This window comes from Micromonospora sp. DT227 (genome assembly GCF_049841835.1).
GTDB lineage: Bacteria > Actinomycetota > Actinomycetes > Mycobacteriales > Micromonosporaceae > Micromonospora.
The window spans coordinates 282,675-298,817 of the sequence record NZ_JBNCLA010000005.1 but is presented as its reverse complement, the minus strand read 5'-3'; the positions used below and the strand labels follow the sequence as shown (position 1 = coordinate 298,817).

12 protein-coding genes are annotated in these 16,143 nt (G+C 73.1%); 4 read left to right on the top strand and 8 right to left on the bottom strand.

Annotation, left to right across the window (positions count from 1 at the left end):
• The first annotated feature begins 37 nt into the window (after nucleotides 1-37).
• Nucleotides 38-967: a S66 peptidase family protein gene (locus tag ACLQ2W_RS19555; protein ID WP_425787658.1), complete on the top strand. Its 930-nt coding sequence runs from the start codon at nucleotides 38-40 to the stop codon at nucleotides 965-967.
• A gap of 92 nt (nucleotides 968-1,059) precedes the next feature.
• Here ACLQ2W_RS19555 and ACLQ2W_RS19550 read toward each other — a convergent pair whose 3' ends face one another.
• Nucleotides 1,060-1,965 (bottom strand): virginiamycin B lyase family protein, encoded by a 906-nt coding sequence (locus ACLQ2W_RS19550; RefSeq protein WP_425787657.1) that lies wholly within the window; start codon nucleotides 1,963-1,965, stop codon nucleotides 1,060-1,062.
• A 182-nt stretch (nucleotides 1,966-2,147) separates the two neighbouring features.
• On the opposite strand from ACLQ2W_RS19550, the gene ACLQ2W_RS19545 reads away from it, so the two are divergent.
• A complete protein-coding gene (locus ACLQ2W_RS19545; RefSeq protein WP_425787656.1) occupies nucleotides 2,148-2,612 on the top strand; it encodes a hypothetical protein in 465 nt (154 codons plus the stop codon).
• Nucleotides 2,613-2,744: 132 nt separating this feature from the next.
• Here the strand turns inward: ACLQ2W_RS19545 and ACLQ2W_RS19540 are convergent, their stop codons facing one another.
• From ACLQ2W_RS19540 to glnA, 6 genes are all read right to left on the bottom strand, one after another.
• The gene (locus tag ACLQ2W_RS19540) at nucleotides 2,745-5,765 is read right to left on the bottom strand and encodes a carbohydrate binding domain-containing protein (protein WP_425787655.1); all 3,021 of its coding nucleotides are present in this window, start codon (nucleotides 5,763-5,765) and stop codon (nucleotides 2,745-2,747) included.
• Between the two features lie 181 nt (nucleotides 5,766-5,946).
• Complete coding sequence (locus ACLQ2W_RS19535) at nucleotides 5,947-6,318, bottom strand: VOC family protein (RefSeq protein WP_281936845.1); 372 nt, start codon at nucleotides 6,316-6,318, stop codon at nucleotides 5,947-5,949.
• Between the two features lie 38 nt (nucleotides 6,319-6,356).
• Entirely contained in the window at nucleotides 6,357-9,701 is a 3,345-nt protein-coding gene (locus ACLQ2W_RS19530) for an NACHT domain-containing protein (protein WP_425787654.1), read from the bottom strand.
• A gap of 68 nt (nucleotides 9,702-9,769) precedes the next feature.
• Nucleotides 9,770-10,462: a helix-turn-helix transcriptional regulator gene (locus ACLQ2W_RS19525; RefSeq protein ID WP_425787653.1), complete on the bottom strand. Its 693-nt coding sequence runs from the start codon at nucleotides 10,460-10,462 to the stop codon at nucleotides 9,770-9,772.
• Between the two features lie 34 nt (nucleotides 10,463-10,496).
• The gene (locus ACLQ2W_RS19520; protein ID WP_107161579.1) at nucleotides 10,497-10,922 is read right to left on the bottom strand and encodes a DUF350 domain-containing protein; all 426 of its coding nucleotides are present in this window, start codon (nucleotides 10,920-10,922) and stop codon (nucleotides 10,497-10,499) included.
• A gap of 81 nt (nucleotides 10,923-11,003) precedes the next feature.
• On the bottom strand, nucleotides 11,004-12,353 hold the full coding sequence (gene glnA, locus ACLQ2W_RS19515) for a type I glutamate--ammonia ligase (RefSeq protein ID WP_107161577.1): 1,350 nt from the start codon (nucleotides 12,351-12,353) through the stop codon (nucleotides 11,004-11,006).
• A 197-nt stretch (nucleotides 12,354-12,550) separates the two neighbouring features.
• Here glnA and ACLQ2W_RS19510 point away from each other — a divergent pair, with 197 nt between their 5' ends.
• Together ACLQ2W_RS19510 and panB are read left to right on the top strand one after the other, a co-directional pair.
• Entirely contained in the window at nucleotides 12,551-14,311 is a 1,761-nt protein-coding gene (locus ACLQ2W_RS19510; protein WP_425787652.1) for an NAD+ synthase, read from the top strand.
• Between the two features lie 117 nt (nucleotides 14,312-14,428).
• Nucleotides 14,429-15,274, top strand: coding sequence for a 3-methyl-2-oxobutanoate hydroxymethyltransferase (gene panB, locus ACLQ2W_RS19505; protein ID WP_425787651.1), 846 nt, complete (start codon nucleotides 14,429-14,431; stop codon nucleotides 15,272-15,274).
• Nucleotides 15,275-15,351: 77 nt separating this feature from the next.
• Here panB and npdG read toward each other — a convergent pair whose 3' ends face one another.
• Nucleotides 15,352-16,050: an NADPH-dependent F420 reductase gene (gene npdG / locus ACLQ2W_RS19500; RefSeq protein ID WP_405090641.1), complete on the bottom strand. Its 699-nt coding sequence runs from the start codon at nucleotides 16,048-16,050 to the stop codon at nucleotides 15,352-15,354.
• Nucleotides 16,051-16,143 lie beyond the last annotated feature (93 nt).

Below are 16,143 nucleotides of genomic sequence, written 5' to 3'. Positions count from 1 at the left end.
CCGGACGGTCCGGCTCGGCCGCACTAGGCTCGCGGTCGTGCCCACCGACGACTGCCTGCGCCCACCGGTCCTGCGTCCCGGCGACGCGGTGATGCTGGTGTCGCCGTCCGGCCCGACCCGGCCCGAACGGGTGGCCCGCGGCATCGAGCTGCTCACCGGCTGGGGGCTGCGGCCGGTGCCCGCGCCGAACGCGTACGCCCGGCGGGGTTACCTGGCGGGCGACGACGCGCTGCGGGCCGCGGACCTGAACGCCGCGTTCGCCGACCCGGAGATCCGCGGCGTGCTCTGCACCCGGGGCGGCTACGGCGCGCAGCGGGTGGTGGACCTGATCGACATGGTGGCGGTACGCCGCGACCCGAAGGTGGTGGCCGGCTTCTCCGACATCACCGCGTTGCAGTTCGCGCTCTGGCGGGGCGCCCGGCTGGCCGGGGTGCACGGTCCGGGCGCCGCCTGGCGGGACGAGCGCACCCCGATCCGCTCGGCGGAGTCGCTGCACGCCGCGCTGATGACCACCGAACCGGTGACGGTGGCGGCGGTCGAGGCGGAGGAGACGTACCCGGTGCGGGTGCCCGGGCGGGCCGAGGGCCGGCTGCTCGGCGGCAACCTGTGCCTGCTCACCGCGTCGATCGGCACGCCGGACATGCCGGACCTGACCGGTGCGATCCTGCTGGTCGAGGAGGTGCAGGAGCCGCCGTACAAGATCGACCGGATGCTGACCCACCTGCGCCGCTGCGGCGCCCTGGCCGGGCTCGCCGGCGTGGCGGTCGGCCAGTTCACCGAGTGCGCCGACGGCTGGGACACCACCGTGGTCGACGTGCTCACCGACCGCCTGGGCGACCTGGGCGTCCCGGTCCTCGGCGGCCTCCCGATCGGCCACGGCCCCGGCCAGCTCACCGTCCCGGTCGGCACCCCCACCGTCCTGGACACCACCACCAACACCCTCACCATCACCCCCGCCGTCCGCTGACGGCCCCTCCACCCCGTCGATCATGAGGTTGGCGGCAGTTGTGGATCTCCAGACTGCCGCCAACCTCATGATCATCGGGGTCAGGCGGGCGGTCAGGCGGGCGGGGACGGAGGGGACGGGGGGAGGTGGGCGAGCGCGCCGGTTTCCAGGGCGACCCAGACCGAGCCGTCGGGGGTGACCGTGAGGCCGTGCGGCTCGGAGTTCGGGGTGGGCAGGTCGTGGTGGGTGAACGTGCCGTCGGGCGCGACGTGGCCGAGGCGGTTCGCGGCCCACTCGGTGAACCAGCAGCCGCCGGCCGGTTCGGCGACGATCGCGTGCGGCCGGGCCGCCCGGTCCGGCAGCGGGAACTCGTCGATCCGCCCGTCCGGCGTGATCCGGCCGAGCTGCCCGGCGAGGATCTCGACGAACCAGAGCGCGCCGTCGCCGCCCCGGGTGATGCCGACCGGCCCGGCCGCGTCGGTGGGCAGCGGATGCACCGCCACCGACCCGTCCAGGTCGACCCGGGCGACGGCGTTCGCCTGGTTGAGCGTCAGCCAGAGCGCCTCGTCCGGCCCGACGGCCAGCATTGACGGGAAACCCTTGGCGACCGGCAACGGGAACGTGCTGACCTCCCCGTCGGCGGTGACCCGGCCGACCGTGTCGTCGCCCATGCCGGCGTACCAGAGCGCGCCGTCCGGCCCGGTGACCAGGCCGCACGGGGCGCAGCCGGGCGGCAGCGCGACCGAGCCGCCCTCGCCGTCGACGGCGAGCCGGCCGAGCCGGTGGTCGCCGGAGCGGGTGTACCAGAGCGCGCCGTCCGGGCCGGTGGTGATGATCAGCGGCCGGCTCTCCGGCGGGTCGTTGCGGTAGGCCCGCACCGCGCCGTCCGGGCCGAACCGGGCGACGCCGCCGGAGCCGGCCAGCGTCAGCCAGAGCGCGCCGTCCGGCCCGACCGTGATCGCGTACGGGCCGGAGCCCGGCCCGGTGAGCGCGACCTCGCGGATGACGGACTGTGTCATGGGGGATGCCCTTCCGTCGGAATTTTCGCCAAGCGTCGCGGCCCTCCCGGCGGGATGGCAACCGCATTTGTCCGGATCCTCGCCCGATTCCCAGCTCGCTGACAGGGTCGCCACGGGTTGCCCCCAGCTCCGACCGTCACTGTCGGTGACGTCATCGCACCACCACCGAGAAGGAGAACCGCATGATCCGCACGACGAGGAAGCGCCTGCTGGTCGGCCTCGCCGCCGCCGGCGTGCTCACCGTCGGGATCGCCGCCCCGACGGTGGCGCTCGCCGACGACAACAAGCCGAGCGCCAGCACGAGCACCGACCAGGGCGGCGACCGCCAGCAGCGGCACGCCGACCGGCAGGCCGAGTTCGCCGAGTCGCTCGCCAAGGAGCTGGGTGTCCCGGCCGACAAGGTCACCGCGGCGCTGGAGAAGCTGCGCGAGCAGCGGCAGGCGGACCGGCCGGAGCGGCCGACGCCGCCGTCGGCGCAGGACCGCCAGGCCGCCCTGAAGGAGCGGCTGGACCAGGCCGTCAAGGACGGCAAGCTGACCCAGGAGCAGGCCGACGCGGTGCTAAAGGCCGCCGAGGCGGGCGTCTTCCCCGGTCCGGGCGGCCCCGGCATGGACCACCGCGGCTGGCACGGCCAGGGCGGCAAGTGACCCGGTGGCCCCGCCACCCCTCGCCGGCCGCACCTCCCTCCCGGCCGGCCCCGGCGGGGCCACCCAGATGAAAGGCGGGGCCCCCTCCTAACGCATTTCGCATAGGAGGGGGCCCCGCTTAACACCTCCCGCTCAGCGCAGGTACGGCCCGTCCGCGCCGATCTTGCCGGGCGCCGGGTTGCCGGGCAGGTCGAGCACGTACACCCGCAGGTTGCCCTTGCCGCTGACCGAGGCGGTCAGCGTGCCGTTCGTGACCGTCCGCACGTCACCGGTGACGGCGTCCACGTACCGGCCGTTCGGCACGCCGCTGAAGGTGGCCGAGCCGGACACCGTGACCAGCGCGAAGCTGTCCACCGCGCCCTGCGTGAACCGCCGCTTGTACGCCATCGCGCCGCTCACGCCCTCGGTCGAGTACTGCCCCTTCTGCAACGCCGGCACGGCCCGCCGGATCAGGTTGAGCCGCTGCACGTGCTTGACCAGCGGCTTGGCGAGCGTGGTGGCCACCGCCCCGCTGGCCGACCCGACCACCCCGAAGTCGGCGGCGGTGACGCTGCCGGCCAGGTGGTCGCCGTAGTAGGCGCGGCCGGTGGTGGCCAGCGGACAGGTCGGCCCGCAGTCGATCCGGGCGCCCTTCTGGAACTCGATCTCCGAGCCGTAGTAGAGCGTCGGGATGCCGCGGAACGTCCACATCAGGCTCATGTTCTCCGCCCAGGCGTCGGTGCCGCCGGTGTAGCGGGTGCCGGACTTGTTCGGCCCGTAGTCGTGGCTGTCGACGTAGACGACGTTGTAGGTGGCGTCGTTGTAGCTGTCGTCGGAGTCCTTCCCGTTGCCGAACGCGTTGCCGGCGTCGGAGAAGTTCATGTGCATCCGCATGTCGATCACGTTCATGCCGGAGAATTTCGAGTGGTCCGGCGCGTGGTACGCGTTGCCGCGCAGGAACGCGTTGTCGGTGGTGGGCTGCCCGGACGGCCCGAGGAGCTGCTCGTAGTCGTACTGCTCGATCGCGGCCCGCACGTCGTCCGGGCTGTACTCCTTGCGCTCCTTCCAGGTGAAGAACTGCGCGGAGTGGTTGACCGAGCCACGGTTCCACTTGTCGTTGACGAACGCGGCGACCTCGCCGAAGACGTAGAAGTCCTTGCCCTTCTCGCCGAACTTCGACACCGCGTGCTGCCCGATGGCGGGCAGGAAGCGCCGGTTCCAGGTGACCCGGGGGATGTGCACGGCAGTGTCGATCCGGAAGCCGTCCACGCCCATGTCGATGTACCTGTTGTACGCGTTGATCAGGTATTCCTGCACGGCCGCGTTCTCGGTGTTGAAGTCCGCCAGGTCCTCGTGCAGCCAGCAGCTCCGCGCGTCCTCGCCCTCCCAGTTGCCGATCCAGCACTGGTGGTACTTGTCGGCGGGGAACAGCTTGCTGGTCGGGGTGGGCCACTGGCACTGGTAGAGCGAGTAGCCCTCGGCGCTGCGCCCGCCGGTCGGCGTACCCCAGTTCAGGCACTGGTTGCCGGCCGGCGCGGCGGACGACCACACGTCGCCGTTGTACGGCCGGCCCTTGGCCTTGGCGTTCTGCGCCGGGGTGAGCGCCGGGTCGTTCCCGGTCGCCTCGACCATCGGGGCGTACTCGCGGCCGGCCTGCTGCTGGTCGTAGTACCACTTCCACTGGTCGTCGCGGGTGCCGTAGACGGTGGGTGTGAACAGCCCCTTGGCGCCCCACCGGGAGCTGTGGTTGTAGACCACGTCCTGGAAGATCTTGATGCCCTTGGCGTGCGCCGCGTTGATCAGGTCCTGGTAGGACGCTCCGGCGCTCTCCAGCCGGGGGTCGACGCGGTAGAAGTCCCAGCCGTGGTAGCCGTGGAAGTCGTAGTCGGAGCGGTTGAGCACCACCGGCGTGATCCAGATGGCCGAGAAGCCGAGCGCCTTGACGTAGTCGAGCTTGTCGACCAGCCCCTTGAAGTCGCCCCGGAACATCGGGTCGTTGTTCGCCGCGTTGCCGGAGGCCACATGTTGGCTGCCGCCCCGGTTGTTGGCCGGGTCGCCGTCGGCGAACCGGGCGGTCATCACGAAGTAGATGCTGTCCTCGCGCGGGTCGCCGCCGAGCGGGGCGCCGCCGGCCGGCGCGCTGCCGGTGGTCGCGGACGCCGGCGCGCTCGCCGCCGACCGGTTGCCGGCCGCGTCGAGCGCCCGCACCGTCCAGGTGTACGCCGTGCCGGGCCGCAGGTCGTACGCCAGGTAGCGGGTGGTGGTGCTGGTGACCGTGACGGTGCCGGCGCCTCCGGTGCGGGTCAGCTCGTACCCGGTGACGGCCCGGTCGTCGGTGGCCGCCGTCCAGGTCAGGGTGACCGCCAGTCCGTCGGCGACGGCGGTCAGGCCGCCCGGCGTGGACGGCGGGGTGGTGTCCGGGACGGCCGGCGCGCAGGGGTCGGCGGCGGACGCGGTGACCCGGCCGTTGTCGACGGTGCTGCGCCCGGCGCCGAGGGTGTAGTCCGCGCCGCCGTTGTTGTCCCAGGTGCCGGCGGTGTTGTTGAACGCGGCGGTCAGCCCGGTGGCCGCGCCGAGGTCGACGATCCGGCGGGCCCAGCCGGCGCAGCGCGTCTCCATGGCGACGCCCGGCGCGGTGGTCCAGGTGCCGCCGGTGGGCCGGTAGTGCAGGTTCGCGGCGGTCCAGCCGCGCGGCGTGAGGTGGTACCAGACCTCCGCGGTGTTCCCGCCGCCGTTGCTGCTGGTCGGCGACGGCGTCGGGGTGCCGGACGGCGACGGGGTGGCCGTGGCGCACGGGTCACCGGTGCCGATCCGCCCGGCGGCGACGGTCACGGTGCCGGCGCCGAGACGGTAGTTGGCGCCGTTGTTGTTGTCCCAGACGCCGCTGCCGTTGGTGAAGACGACCTGGGCGCCGGTGGCCGCGCCCAGGTCGACGACCTTGCGACGCCAGCCGGCGCAGGCGGTGTCCATCGGCACGCCGGGCACCGGCGTCCAGGCCTGCCCGTCCACGCCGTAGTGGATGTTCACCGCGGCGCCCCAGGCGGCCGGCGGTTGGTAGTAGACGGTGACGGTGTTGGCCGCCGCGGCGGCGGTGAACGGCAGCAGCGCGGCGAGCACGCCGGCGGCGAGCGCAAGCGCTCCCCACCGGCGGCGGGTGGTGGTCCTGCCTCTCATGGCGGCTCTCCTGACACCCCGGCCCAACTCAGCGGACGCAAGGGGATGAAGGCGTTGCAAGAACTTGCGACGCGTGGTGCCAGGAAGTTACCAGCTTCGATCAGATGAAACCAGACGTTCATCGTTGACGATGTGTGCAACCCCTTGCACCGACCGCCCACCTCTTGCACCCGGACCGCGCTCAGCCTCCGGCGGGCGGGGTGAAGACGCCGAGCAGGTTGCCGGACGGGTCGCACAGCCGCGCGTGCACCAGGCCGCTCGGCGCGGTCACCGGCGCCGCCAGCACCGTGCCGCCGGCCGCCTCCGCCCGCCGGCACGCCTCCGCCACATCCGTCACCTGGGCGTAGAAGATCGCGTAGTTGTCGGCGGCGGCGTCGGTGCCCCGGATCGCGCCGCCGATCCCCCGCTCGCCGCCGGCCGCCGTCTGCCGGTACGAGTTACCCGGGCCGCCCTGCTCCTCGAAGCTCCAGCCGAACAGGTCGGCGTAGAACCGCTGCGCCTCGTCCGGCCGGTCGGAGCCGATCTCGAACCAGGTCACCGGCGTGCTGGACATGCTGCCTCCTCACCGCACCGGCCGGCCGGCCGACGTCGTCAGGAACCAGCGTCAGGGGTGCCCCCGACAGTGTCCTGTCGGTGTTTCGGCGACAGATTCTCCGGATCGTCCACCAGCGGAACCAGCCGGCGCACCAGGTCGGGCCGCCGCCCGCCGTGCTGCCGATCGATTCTGTCGAGAAGCGACGCCGCAATCCGCGTGGTCATCACGCCGATCTCGTGCAACCGCACCATCACGTCGACCACGACCTCTTCGGAGAACAGACCGAGCAGCGGCACGTGCTTCTCCAGCACCGCGTCGACGAGTGCGGCGAGTCGCTGGTCCACCTCCCGATCCATGCCGAGGACCCGCTGCACGCAGCGCAGCATCGCCGACAGATCGTTGACGGACGCCAGCAGGTTCAGCCGCCACACGGCCTCCACCACGTCGGCCACCACCTCGGCGGAGGCCTCGTCGTCACCGGCCACCCGGTCGAGCAGCAGGCGGAGGAAGGCGAGCCGGTCCCAGTCGGGGACCACGCCCGCGCCGTGCTCAGCCAGGAACACACACCGCAGGTACACCCGCCGCCGCTCCTCCGGGGACGCCGCACGCAGCGGCAGCAGCCACGCCTCGAGCAACGCGTGGGCGGCGGACGAGGAGCCGCCCGAGTCCGACCCGACGACCAGGGCCAGCGCCGTGGCGAACTTGTCGAACATCGGCTCCAGCGCGCCCGCCAGCACCGCCCCGTCGACGTCACAGGCGAGGTGGGCGGCGCGGCGGACCCGGGTCAGCATCTCGGCCGACAGGCCGATGCTCGCCTCCTGCGGCGCACCGAGCGCCCACAGGGGGTCGGCGTTCGGCGGCACCGCGCGGCGGTCACCCAGTCGCAGCCGGACGTCCCGCTCCGGTCCCGCCCCGAGCCGATCCAGGGTCAGCACGTCGCTGAGGCTCTGCCACTCCTCCGCTGGGAGCTGGGAACGCCACAGCCCCACCTGGGCCCGCCACTCGGCCACCGGATCCTCCGGAAACAGCGTCCGTCCGGACGTCTCCCACACCGCCACCAGGATCAGCAGCAGCAGGTTGGCGGTGTAGGCGGCGCATCGAGCGGGCTCCCGCAGGCGACGGGGACGGTAGTCGTCGAAGCGGCGGCCACCGGTCGCGAAGAACGCGGCCCGGAACAACCGCACCAGGAGGTCGGCCCAGGCGTCCCGGACGGGAATCTGCCGCCCGCGCAGGTTCTCCTCGATGAAGACGAGCACCGTGCTCCGGCTGCTGAGCACCGCGTACGAGAGCAGGGCGTGCAAGAGGTCGTCCTCGACCGGTTCGACGGTCAGCGTGAGGCTGGCCGCCCCACGCCGCGTGACCAGGTCGTCGACCACCTGCGCGGTTAGCCGGGCCACCAGGTACTCGCCGAACGTGGCGTGCAGGAACTCGTACGTCTCGCGGCGCTGTGCCTCATCCTCGACGCGGGCGCGATGGATGAAGAAGAACCGGCCCAGCACGACCTCAGCCGCCGCCAGCGGGGCGCGCAGCCCGTCCCGCCGGCCAGCCGCCGACCCGCCGAAGGGCAACGCGGCCAGGTCGGCGTCCAGCTCGACGGTGCTCACCCACTGCACGCCCCGGTTGAACATCGCAAAGGCGACCACCGCCAGGCGGCACAGCTCCTCCTCGACCGCCCGGTCCAGCTCCGGCTCGGGCAGGCCGGCGCGTTGCTTGACCACCTCCCGCCGGGCGAAGCGGCGCAGCAGCCGCTCGTACAGCTCGCCACGGCGCAGCTCGCCGGCCTGGCGCAGGTCGTGCCCCTCGGCGTCGTAGAGGGCCAGCATCAACAGCAACAGCGGCTGCTCGGCGAGTTCCCGGTGTGACAGCACCGTGGCCGGGTCGAGCGGCCGGGCACCCGGCACCCGGAACGCCGTGGCGTTGACCCGGTTCCAGGTGCGCACCCAGGCGTCGATCCGGGGCTCGTCGAACGGTTCCAGCCGCACCGCGACCGTGCCGGGCGGCGGCTGGGCGCGGTCGGCCACGCTGGTGCGGCTGGTCACCACGACCGCCACCGGCCGCCCCTGGTCGGCCTCCCGCCGCTGGAACTCGGCCACCCGGCGCAGATAATCGGTCTGGCTGACGCCGGTGGCCTGCAACAGCTCGTCGAAGCCGTCGAGCAGCACCATCGGCAGCGCGTCGCCGGCCGAGCGGGACAGCGCCGGCCACTCGACGCGCTCGCCGGTGTCCTGCCGCACCGCCTGTTCGATCTGCTCCTGAATGTCGCCGGCCGCGTACACGTCGCGGAGCGCCACCCGGACCACCAGGAAGTCGGCGGCGGGCAGGCGGGCGGCGATGATCCGGGTGAGCACCGACTTGCCCGAGCCGGGTTGCCCGAGCACCAGCAGCGGGGCCCGGACGGCCCCGGGCGAGGTGAAGTGGACGACAAGCGCCTGCCAGAGGTCGTCGCGGTCCGGCCGGTCGGCCCACCAGCTCTCGTCGCTGGGCCGCGCGGCCCGGCCCAGGCCGGCGATCCGGCACAGCGGCGGCACGTACGCCTCGCCGAGCGTCGGCACGGTCAGCCCGGCCGGCACGTCGCCGGAGGTGATGATCGGTCGGGTCAGTTCGGCGGCGTACGCGGCGGCGAGGCCGGCCCGCCGCCCGTCGGGAGCCGAACCGGTGGACAGCTCGGCCAGGGCCCGGTGCAGGTCGGCCAGGCCCAGCGACAGCCGACGGACCTCGACCCGGGTGGCCTCGTGCTCGTGCAGGCCGATCCAGAAGGACACCTCGGGGAAGTCCACGGCGAGCCGGTGCAGCAGGGCGACATACCGGTCGGCGGCGACGTCGGGCATACCGGCGAGGGCCCGCTCGGTGACCCCCCAGCTCGCCTCGGAGAGCGTGTCGCCGGTCGCCATCCCCTCAAGGAACTGCAGGAAACCCGCGGCCAGTCGCGCATACCAGCGGACCAGCGTCAACCGCAGCGCCGGCTGGGGCAGGTGCGGGCCGGGCACCGGCGCGGCGGTGGCGAACAGCGCGTCGGTGAGGTGGTCGGCGACCGACCAGGCACCGGCCCAGCGGAGCTGGTCGGCGCGGTCGATCGCCAGCTCTCCGAGGTCGAACGGCAGGTCCAGGCCGTCGAGCGCCTCGAAGAAGGCGGTCACCGCGATCACCGCGTGCGCCGCCTCCAGCCGCTGCGTCCGCCCGTACCGGGACAGCCCGGAGCGCTTCTCGGACACGCCGCGCACCAGTTCGTGGCCGAGCCGGACGAACTCGGCCTTGGCGTCGAAGATGCCGAGTAACGCCGGCACCGGCACCGACGCGACTAGCAGAGCACCCCCGGTCAGCTTGTCGACCCAGTCGACGACCTTGCTCTTCTCCCCGCCGAGCAGGCGTACGGCGTCGGCGTAGCTGAGCGTGTTGGGCACCGGCGTTCCTCCCCAGGGACGGCAGACCCACCAGGATCGCCGAGGCAGACGACCCGCGCTGTCGGGTTTCAGACCAGGGTCAGCGGACGCAGCCGGTCGACCGGAAGGTCGAGATCGTCGAGGTGCAGCTCCCGGGTCACCGGCTCGGCCAGCGGGCGCACCGAGCGGATCCGGTCGGTGCGGAAACAACGCAGCCCGTCGCGCAGCCGGCACCAGGCCACCACATACCAGTGCGTCGCGTTGCCCAGGTAGGCCAGCGGCTCCACGTCGCGCGCCGAATCCGCGCCGTCGCGGTCGGCGTACCGCAGGCGCAGCACCCGCCCGGCGGCGACCGCGTCGGCGACGGCGGCCGGGACCGGCGTGCCCGGCCCGTCGCCCACCAGGTGCACCCGGCCGGCGAGCCGATGCGCCTCGGCCACCGCGGCCGGCGGCATCACCGCGACCAGTTTGCGCAGCGCGGCGCCGGCGGCCGGGGCGAACGGCGAGCCGCCCAGCCGATGCAGCGCCACGGCCATCGCCACCGCCTCGGCCGGGGTCAGGTTGACCGGCGGCAGCGTGCGGGCGCGGTCGACCACGTAGCCGCCGGTGCGGCCCGGCTCGGCCCAGATCGGCACCCCGGCGCCCTGGAGCGCGGAGATGTCGCGCTCGACGGTGCGGGTGCTGACCTCGAAGCGGCGGGCCAGCCAGCGCGCGCTGCGCGGGCGCGGCGACACCGCCCGCAGCTCCTCGACGAGGGCGTAGAGACGGTCGGTGCGGTTCACGTCCCGGACGCTATGCCCCGGGTCCGACAATCGGTCAGGCGATGCAGGCGCAGACGATCAGCGCGGCGCCGAAGTGGGTGGCGGCGCTGACCCGGGCCGCCGGGTGCGGCTCGTCGGCGGCGATGACGTCGCCGAGGCGGCCCGGCGTGAGCAGGTCCAGCACCAGGAAGGCCAGCGCCATCACCAGCAGGCCGACCAGCCCGAAGATGACCGTGGAGGCGAGCCCCTTGGCGAACGAGCTGTAGCTGGTCAGCACCGCGGTGAAGACGATGCCGGCGATGCCGAGCTGGTTGGCGGCCAGCAGCAGCGCGGCGTTGCCGTTGCGGCGCGTCCAGATCAGCTCGCGCAGCTTGCCCGGGGTGAGCAGGTCGACAAGCAGGAAGCCGGCGGCCATCAGCGCCACCCCCACCACCCCGAACACGATGCTCTGCCACGCCCCGTTGAGCAGGTCTTCCAGCACCGAACGCCTCCCCGGCTCCACCCACCCGGGCGCGGTGCGCGGGCGGTGCCGCAGACGATAGCGGCACCGCGCAAACTCGATCTAGAGGGAGAGGTAGCGCTGCCGCTCGTAGGGGGTGACCTCGCGGCGGTACTGCTCCCACTCGGCCCGCTTGTTGCGCAGGAAGAAGTCGAAGACGTGCTCGCCGAGCACCTCGGCGACCAGCTCGGAGCCGGCCATCACGTCGATCGCCTCGGACAGGTTCTCCGGCAGCGCCTCGTATCCCATGGCGCGGCGTTCGGCGCTGCTCAGCGACCAGACGTCGTCCTCGGCGCCCGGGGGCAGCTCGTAGCCCTCCTCGATGCCCTTCAGGCCGGCGCCGAGCATGACCGCGAAGGCCAGGTAGGGGTTGGTCGCGGAGTCCAGCGAGCGGACCTCGACCCGGGCCGAGTTCGGCTTGCCGTACGCCGGCACGCGGACCAGCGCGGACCGGTTCAGGTGACCCCAGCAGACGTACGCCGGGCTCTCGGTGATCCGGTCCGGCAGCGCCTGCGGGAACAGCCGCTTGTACGAGTTGACCCACTGGTTGGTGACCGCGGTGTACTCCCGGGCGTGGGTGAGCAGCCCGGCGATGAACGACTTGGCGACCTTGGACAGCTTCATCGGGTCACCGGCGTCGTGGAACGCGTTGCGCTCGCCCTCGAACAGCGACAGGTGGGTGTGCATGCCGTTGCCCGGCTGGTCGGTGAACGGCTTCGGCATGAAGCTGGCCTGCACGCCGGTGGAGAGCGCCACCTCCTTCACCACGTGCCGGAACGTCATGATGTTGTCGGCGGTGGTGAGCGCGTCGGCGTACCGCAGGTCGATCTCCTGCTGGCCGGGGGCGACCTCGTGGTGGCTGAACTCCACCGAGATGCCGATCCGTTCCAGCGCCAGCACCGCCTGGCGGCGGAAGTCGCGCGCCACGGCGTGCGTGGTGTGCTCGAAGTAGCCGCCGGTGTCCACCGGGATCGGCACCGAGCCGTCCTGCGGGCCGTTCTCCAGCAGGAAGAACTCGATCTCGGGGTGGGTGTAGAAGGTGAAGCCCTTGTCGGCCGCCCGGGACAGCATCCGGCGCAGCACGTGCCGCGGGTCGGCCCAGGAGGGGCTGCCGTCGGGCAGCAGGATGTCGCAGAACATCCGGGCGCTCTCGCCGCTGACCCCGCCCTCGAACGGGAACACCTGGAACGTGGTCGGGTCGGGCATGGCGACCATGTCCGACTCGAAGACCCGGGCGAACCCCTCGATGGCGGAGCCGTCGAAGCCGATGCCCTCCTCGAAGGCCGCCTCCAGCTCCGCCGGGGCCACCGAGACGCTCTTGAGCGTGCCGAGCACGTCGGTGAACCACAGCCGGACGAAACGGATGTCCCGCTCCTCCAGCGTACGGAGGACGAACTCCTGCTGACGGTCCACATCCACCCCTCGTGACACGTACGTTCTCCACCGATCGGGTCGGACCGGCTGACCGCTCAGTCTCCACCGACCCCGTTACGCCGACGTTACGCCCTTCCCCCGCCCGCCGCCCTATCGTGTCCCGGCCCGGGAGACGGTGGCCGGGTCCGGAGCATCCGGCCGGATCCGGGCCGGACGGCTGGGGCAAGATGGGGGACATGCCCACCCTGCGTCTCGCCCTGTGCCAGGTCAACCCGACGGTCGGCGACCTCACCGGCAACGCCGACCGGGTCCGCGCGTGGACCCGCAAGGCCGCCGACTCCGGCGCCCAGCTCGCGCTCTTCCCCGAGCTGATGCTGACCGGCTACCCGGTCGAGGACCTGGTCTTCCGGCGGTCCTTCGTCGCCGCGTCCCGGGCCGCGCTGCACCGGCTCGCCGCCGACCTGGCCGACGACGGCCTCGGCGAGCTGCCGGTACTGGTCGGCTACCTGGACGCGGACGGGCCGCCGCAGGTCAGCGCCGACGCCGAGCCGGGCCGGGGGGCCCGCAACGCGGCGGCGCTGCTGCACCGCGGCGAGGTGGTGGCCACCTACTTCAAGCACCACCTGCCCAACTACGGGGTGTTCGACGAGGACCGCTACTTCGTGCCCGGCGACACGCTGACCGTGGTCCGGTTGGGCGGCGTCGACGTGGCGCTGACCATCTGCGAGGACCTCTGGCAGGCCGGCGGGCCGTTCGCGGTGGCCCGGCAGGCCGGCGTCGGGCTGGTGCTCAGCATCAACGGCTCGCCGTACGAGCTGAACAAGGACGACGCGCGGCTGCCGCTGGTCCGCCGGCGCGCCGCCGAGGCGGGCGCCGCCATCGCGTACGTGAACATGGTCGGCGGCCAGGACGAGCTGGTCTACGACGGCGACTCGCTGATCGTGGCCGCCGACGGCACGCTGCTGGCCCGGGCGCCGCAGTTCGTCGAGCACCTGTTGGTGCACGACGTGGAGCTGCCGCCGGCGCCGGCGGCGCGCGGTGGCGCCACCGACCTGGCCGACGGGATGCGGCTGGTCCGGCACGAGGTGCCGGCGGTCCCGGCCGCGCCGACCGGGCCGGCGGCGACCGGCGGGATCATCGAGCCGGTCGCCGACGAGGCCGAGGTGTGGCAGGCGCTGGTGCTGGGCCTGCGCGACTACGCCGACAAGAACCGGTTCCCCTCGGTGGTGCTCGGGCTCTCCGGCGGCATCGACTCCGCGGTGGCCGCGGCGCTCGCGGTGGACGCGCTCGGCCCGCGCCGGGTGGTCGGCGTCTCGATGCCCAGCCAGCACTCCTCCGAGCACTCCCGCACCGATGCCGAGGAGCTGGCCAAGCGCACCGGCCTGGACTACCGGATCGAGCCGATCCAGCCGATGGTCGACACGTTCCTGGCCAACATGTCGCTGTCCGGCGTGGCGGTGGAGAACCTCCAGGCCCGGGTCCGCGGCGTGATCCTGATGGCGCTGTCGAACCAGGAGGGCCACCTGGTGCTGACCACCGGAAACAAGAGCGAGCTGGCGGTGGGCTACTCGACGCTCTACGGCGACTCGGTGGGCGGCTACAACCCGGTCAAGGACGTGTGGAAGACGCTGGTCTGGCGGCTGGCGAAGTGGCGCAACGCGGACGCGGAACGGCGCGGCGAGACGCCGCCGATCCCGGAGAACTCGATCGGCAAGCCGCCGTCGGCCGAGTTGAGCCCCGGCCAACTCGACAGCGACACGCTGCCCGACTACGACGTGCTCGACCCGATCCTGATCGGCTACGTCGACGGCGACCTCGGCCGGGACGGCCTGGTCGAGTCCGGTCACGACCCGGCGGTGGTCGACAAGGTGCTGCGGATGGTGGATACCGCCGAGTACAAGCGGCGGCAGTCCGCGCCCGGCACCAAGATTTCCATGAAGGCGTTCGGGCGGGACCGGCGGCTGCCGATCACCAACCGCTGGCGCGAGGACGGCTGAGCGCGCCCGCGCCGGGAGTGAATTCCTCCACTCCGGCCTGCCCCCGACCGGCCGCCCGGTGCGACGATCGCGGGGAACCCGGGGACCGCGTGCGCGGCCTCGAGGAAGGAGATTGTCATGGTGGAGTCCACCCCGACCGAGGTGACCGCCCTCTACGGCGGGCCGGCCACCCGGCGGATCCGCACCCGCGACCTGATCGCCGCCAAGGAGCGCGGCGAGCGGTGGGCCATGCTCACCTCGTACGACCAGTACACCGCCTCGATCTTCGACCGGGCGGGGATTCCGGTGCTGCTGGTCGGCGACTCGGCCGCGAACAACGTGTTCGGCTACGAGACCACCCTGCCGGTGACCGCCGAGGAGCTGCTGCCGCTGGTCCGCGCCGTGGTACGCGCCACGACGCACTCGCTGATCGTCGGCGACCTGCCGTTCGGCTCGTACGAGGAGGGGCCGGCGCAGGCGCTGCGGACCGCGGTGCGGTTCATGAAGGAGGGCGGCTGCCACGCGGTGAAGCTGGAGGGCGGCCGGCGCTGCGCGGCGCAGATCGAGGCGATCGTCGGCGCCGGCATCCCGGTGATGGCGCACATCGGGTTCACCCCGCAGAGCGAGCACACGCTCGGCGGGTACCGGGTGCAGGGCCGGGGCGACACGGCCGAGGAGGTGCTCGCGGACGCGCGGGCGGTGGCCGAGGCGGGCGCGTTCGCGGTGGTGCTGGAGATGGTGCCGGGCGAGGTGGCCAAGCGGGTCACCGGTGAGCTGTCCATCCCGACCGTGGGCATCGGGGCCGGCCCGGACACCGACGGTCAGGTGCTGGTCTGGCAGGACATGGCCGGATTGCGCACCGGCCGCGCGCCGCGCTTCGTCAAGCGCTACGCCGACCTGGCCGGCGCGTTGACCGACGCCACCCGCCGGTTCGCCGACGAGGTACGCGGCGGCGAGTTCCCCGCCGCCGAGCACACCTTCTGACGGAGGTAAGGAGGGGCCCCTGCTTGACGCCTGGCGTATAGCAGGGGCCCCTTCTCAACCAGCGCGCACCGGCGCGCTCAGAGATCCGTCACGCGGATGCCGGCGTGCGCCTTGTAGCGCTTGTTGATCGCGATCAGGTTCGCGGTGAACGCCTCGATCTGGTGGGCGTTGCGCAGGCGGCCGGCGTAGATGCCGCGCATGCCGGGGATCCGGGCGGCCAACGCGGCGACCACGCCGACCAGGTCCCGGTCCTCGGTGCAGATCAGCACGTCGAGGTCGATCCGGTCGACCTCCGGGTCGGCCAGCAACGGCGCGCTGACGTGGTTGAACGCGGCGCAGACCCGGGAGGCGGGCAGCAGCGCGGCGGCCTGCTGCACGGCGCTGCCCTCGGCCACGGTGAGCGCGTACGGGCCCTGCTTGTCGAAGCCGAGCGGGTTGACGCAGTCCACCACGATCTTGCCGGCCAGCGGCTCGGCGAGCGCGGTCAGGGTGGCGGCGTGCCCGTCCCACGGCACCGCGACGATCACCACGTCGCTGCGCCGGGCGACCTCGTCGTTGCCGGCGCCGGTGACCGTGGCGTCGCCCGGCACGCCGGGCAGCGCGGCGATCTCGGCCGCGGCCTCGGCGGCCCGGTCGGCCGTGCGGGAACCGATCAGCACGGTCTGCCCGGCCCGCGCGAACCGGTAGGCGAGCCCTCGGCCCTGGTCACCGGTGCCCCCGATGATGCCGACGGTGAGCCCGGAGATGTCGGGCAGCGTGGTCGCGTCGTAAGCCATGCGGCCATCCTCGCAAAGAGCGGCGGCGCACCGCGCGCCGAGACGCTGTGACAATGCCCGCGCGCGAGGGCGACACCGGCCGGGCGGACGCGC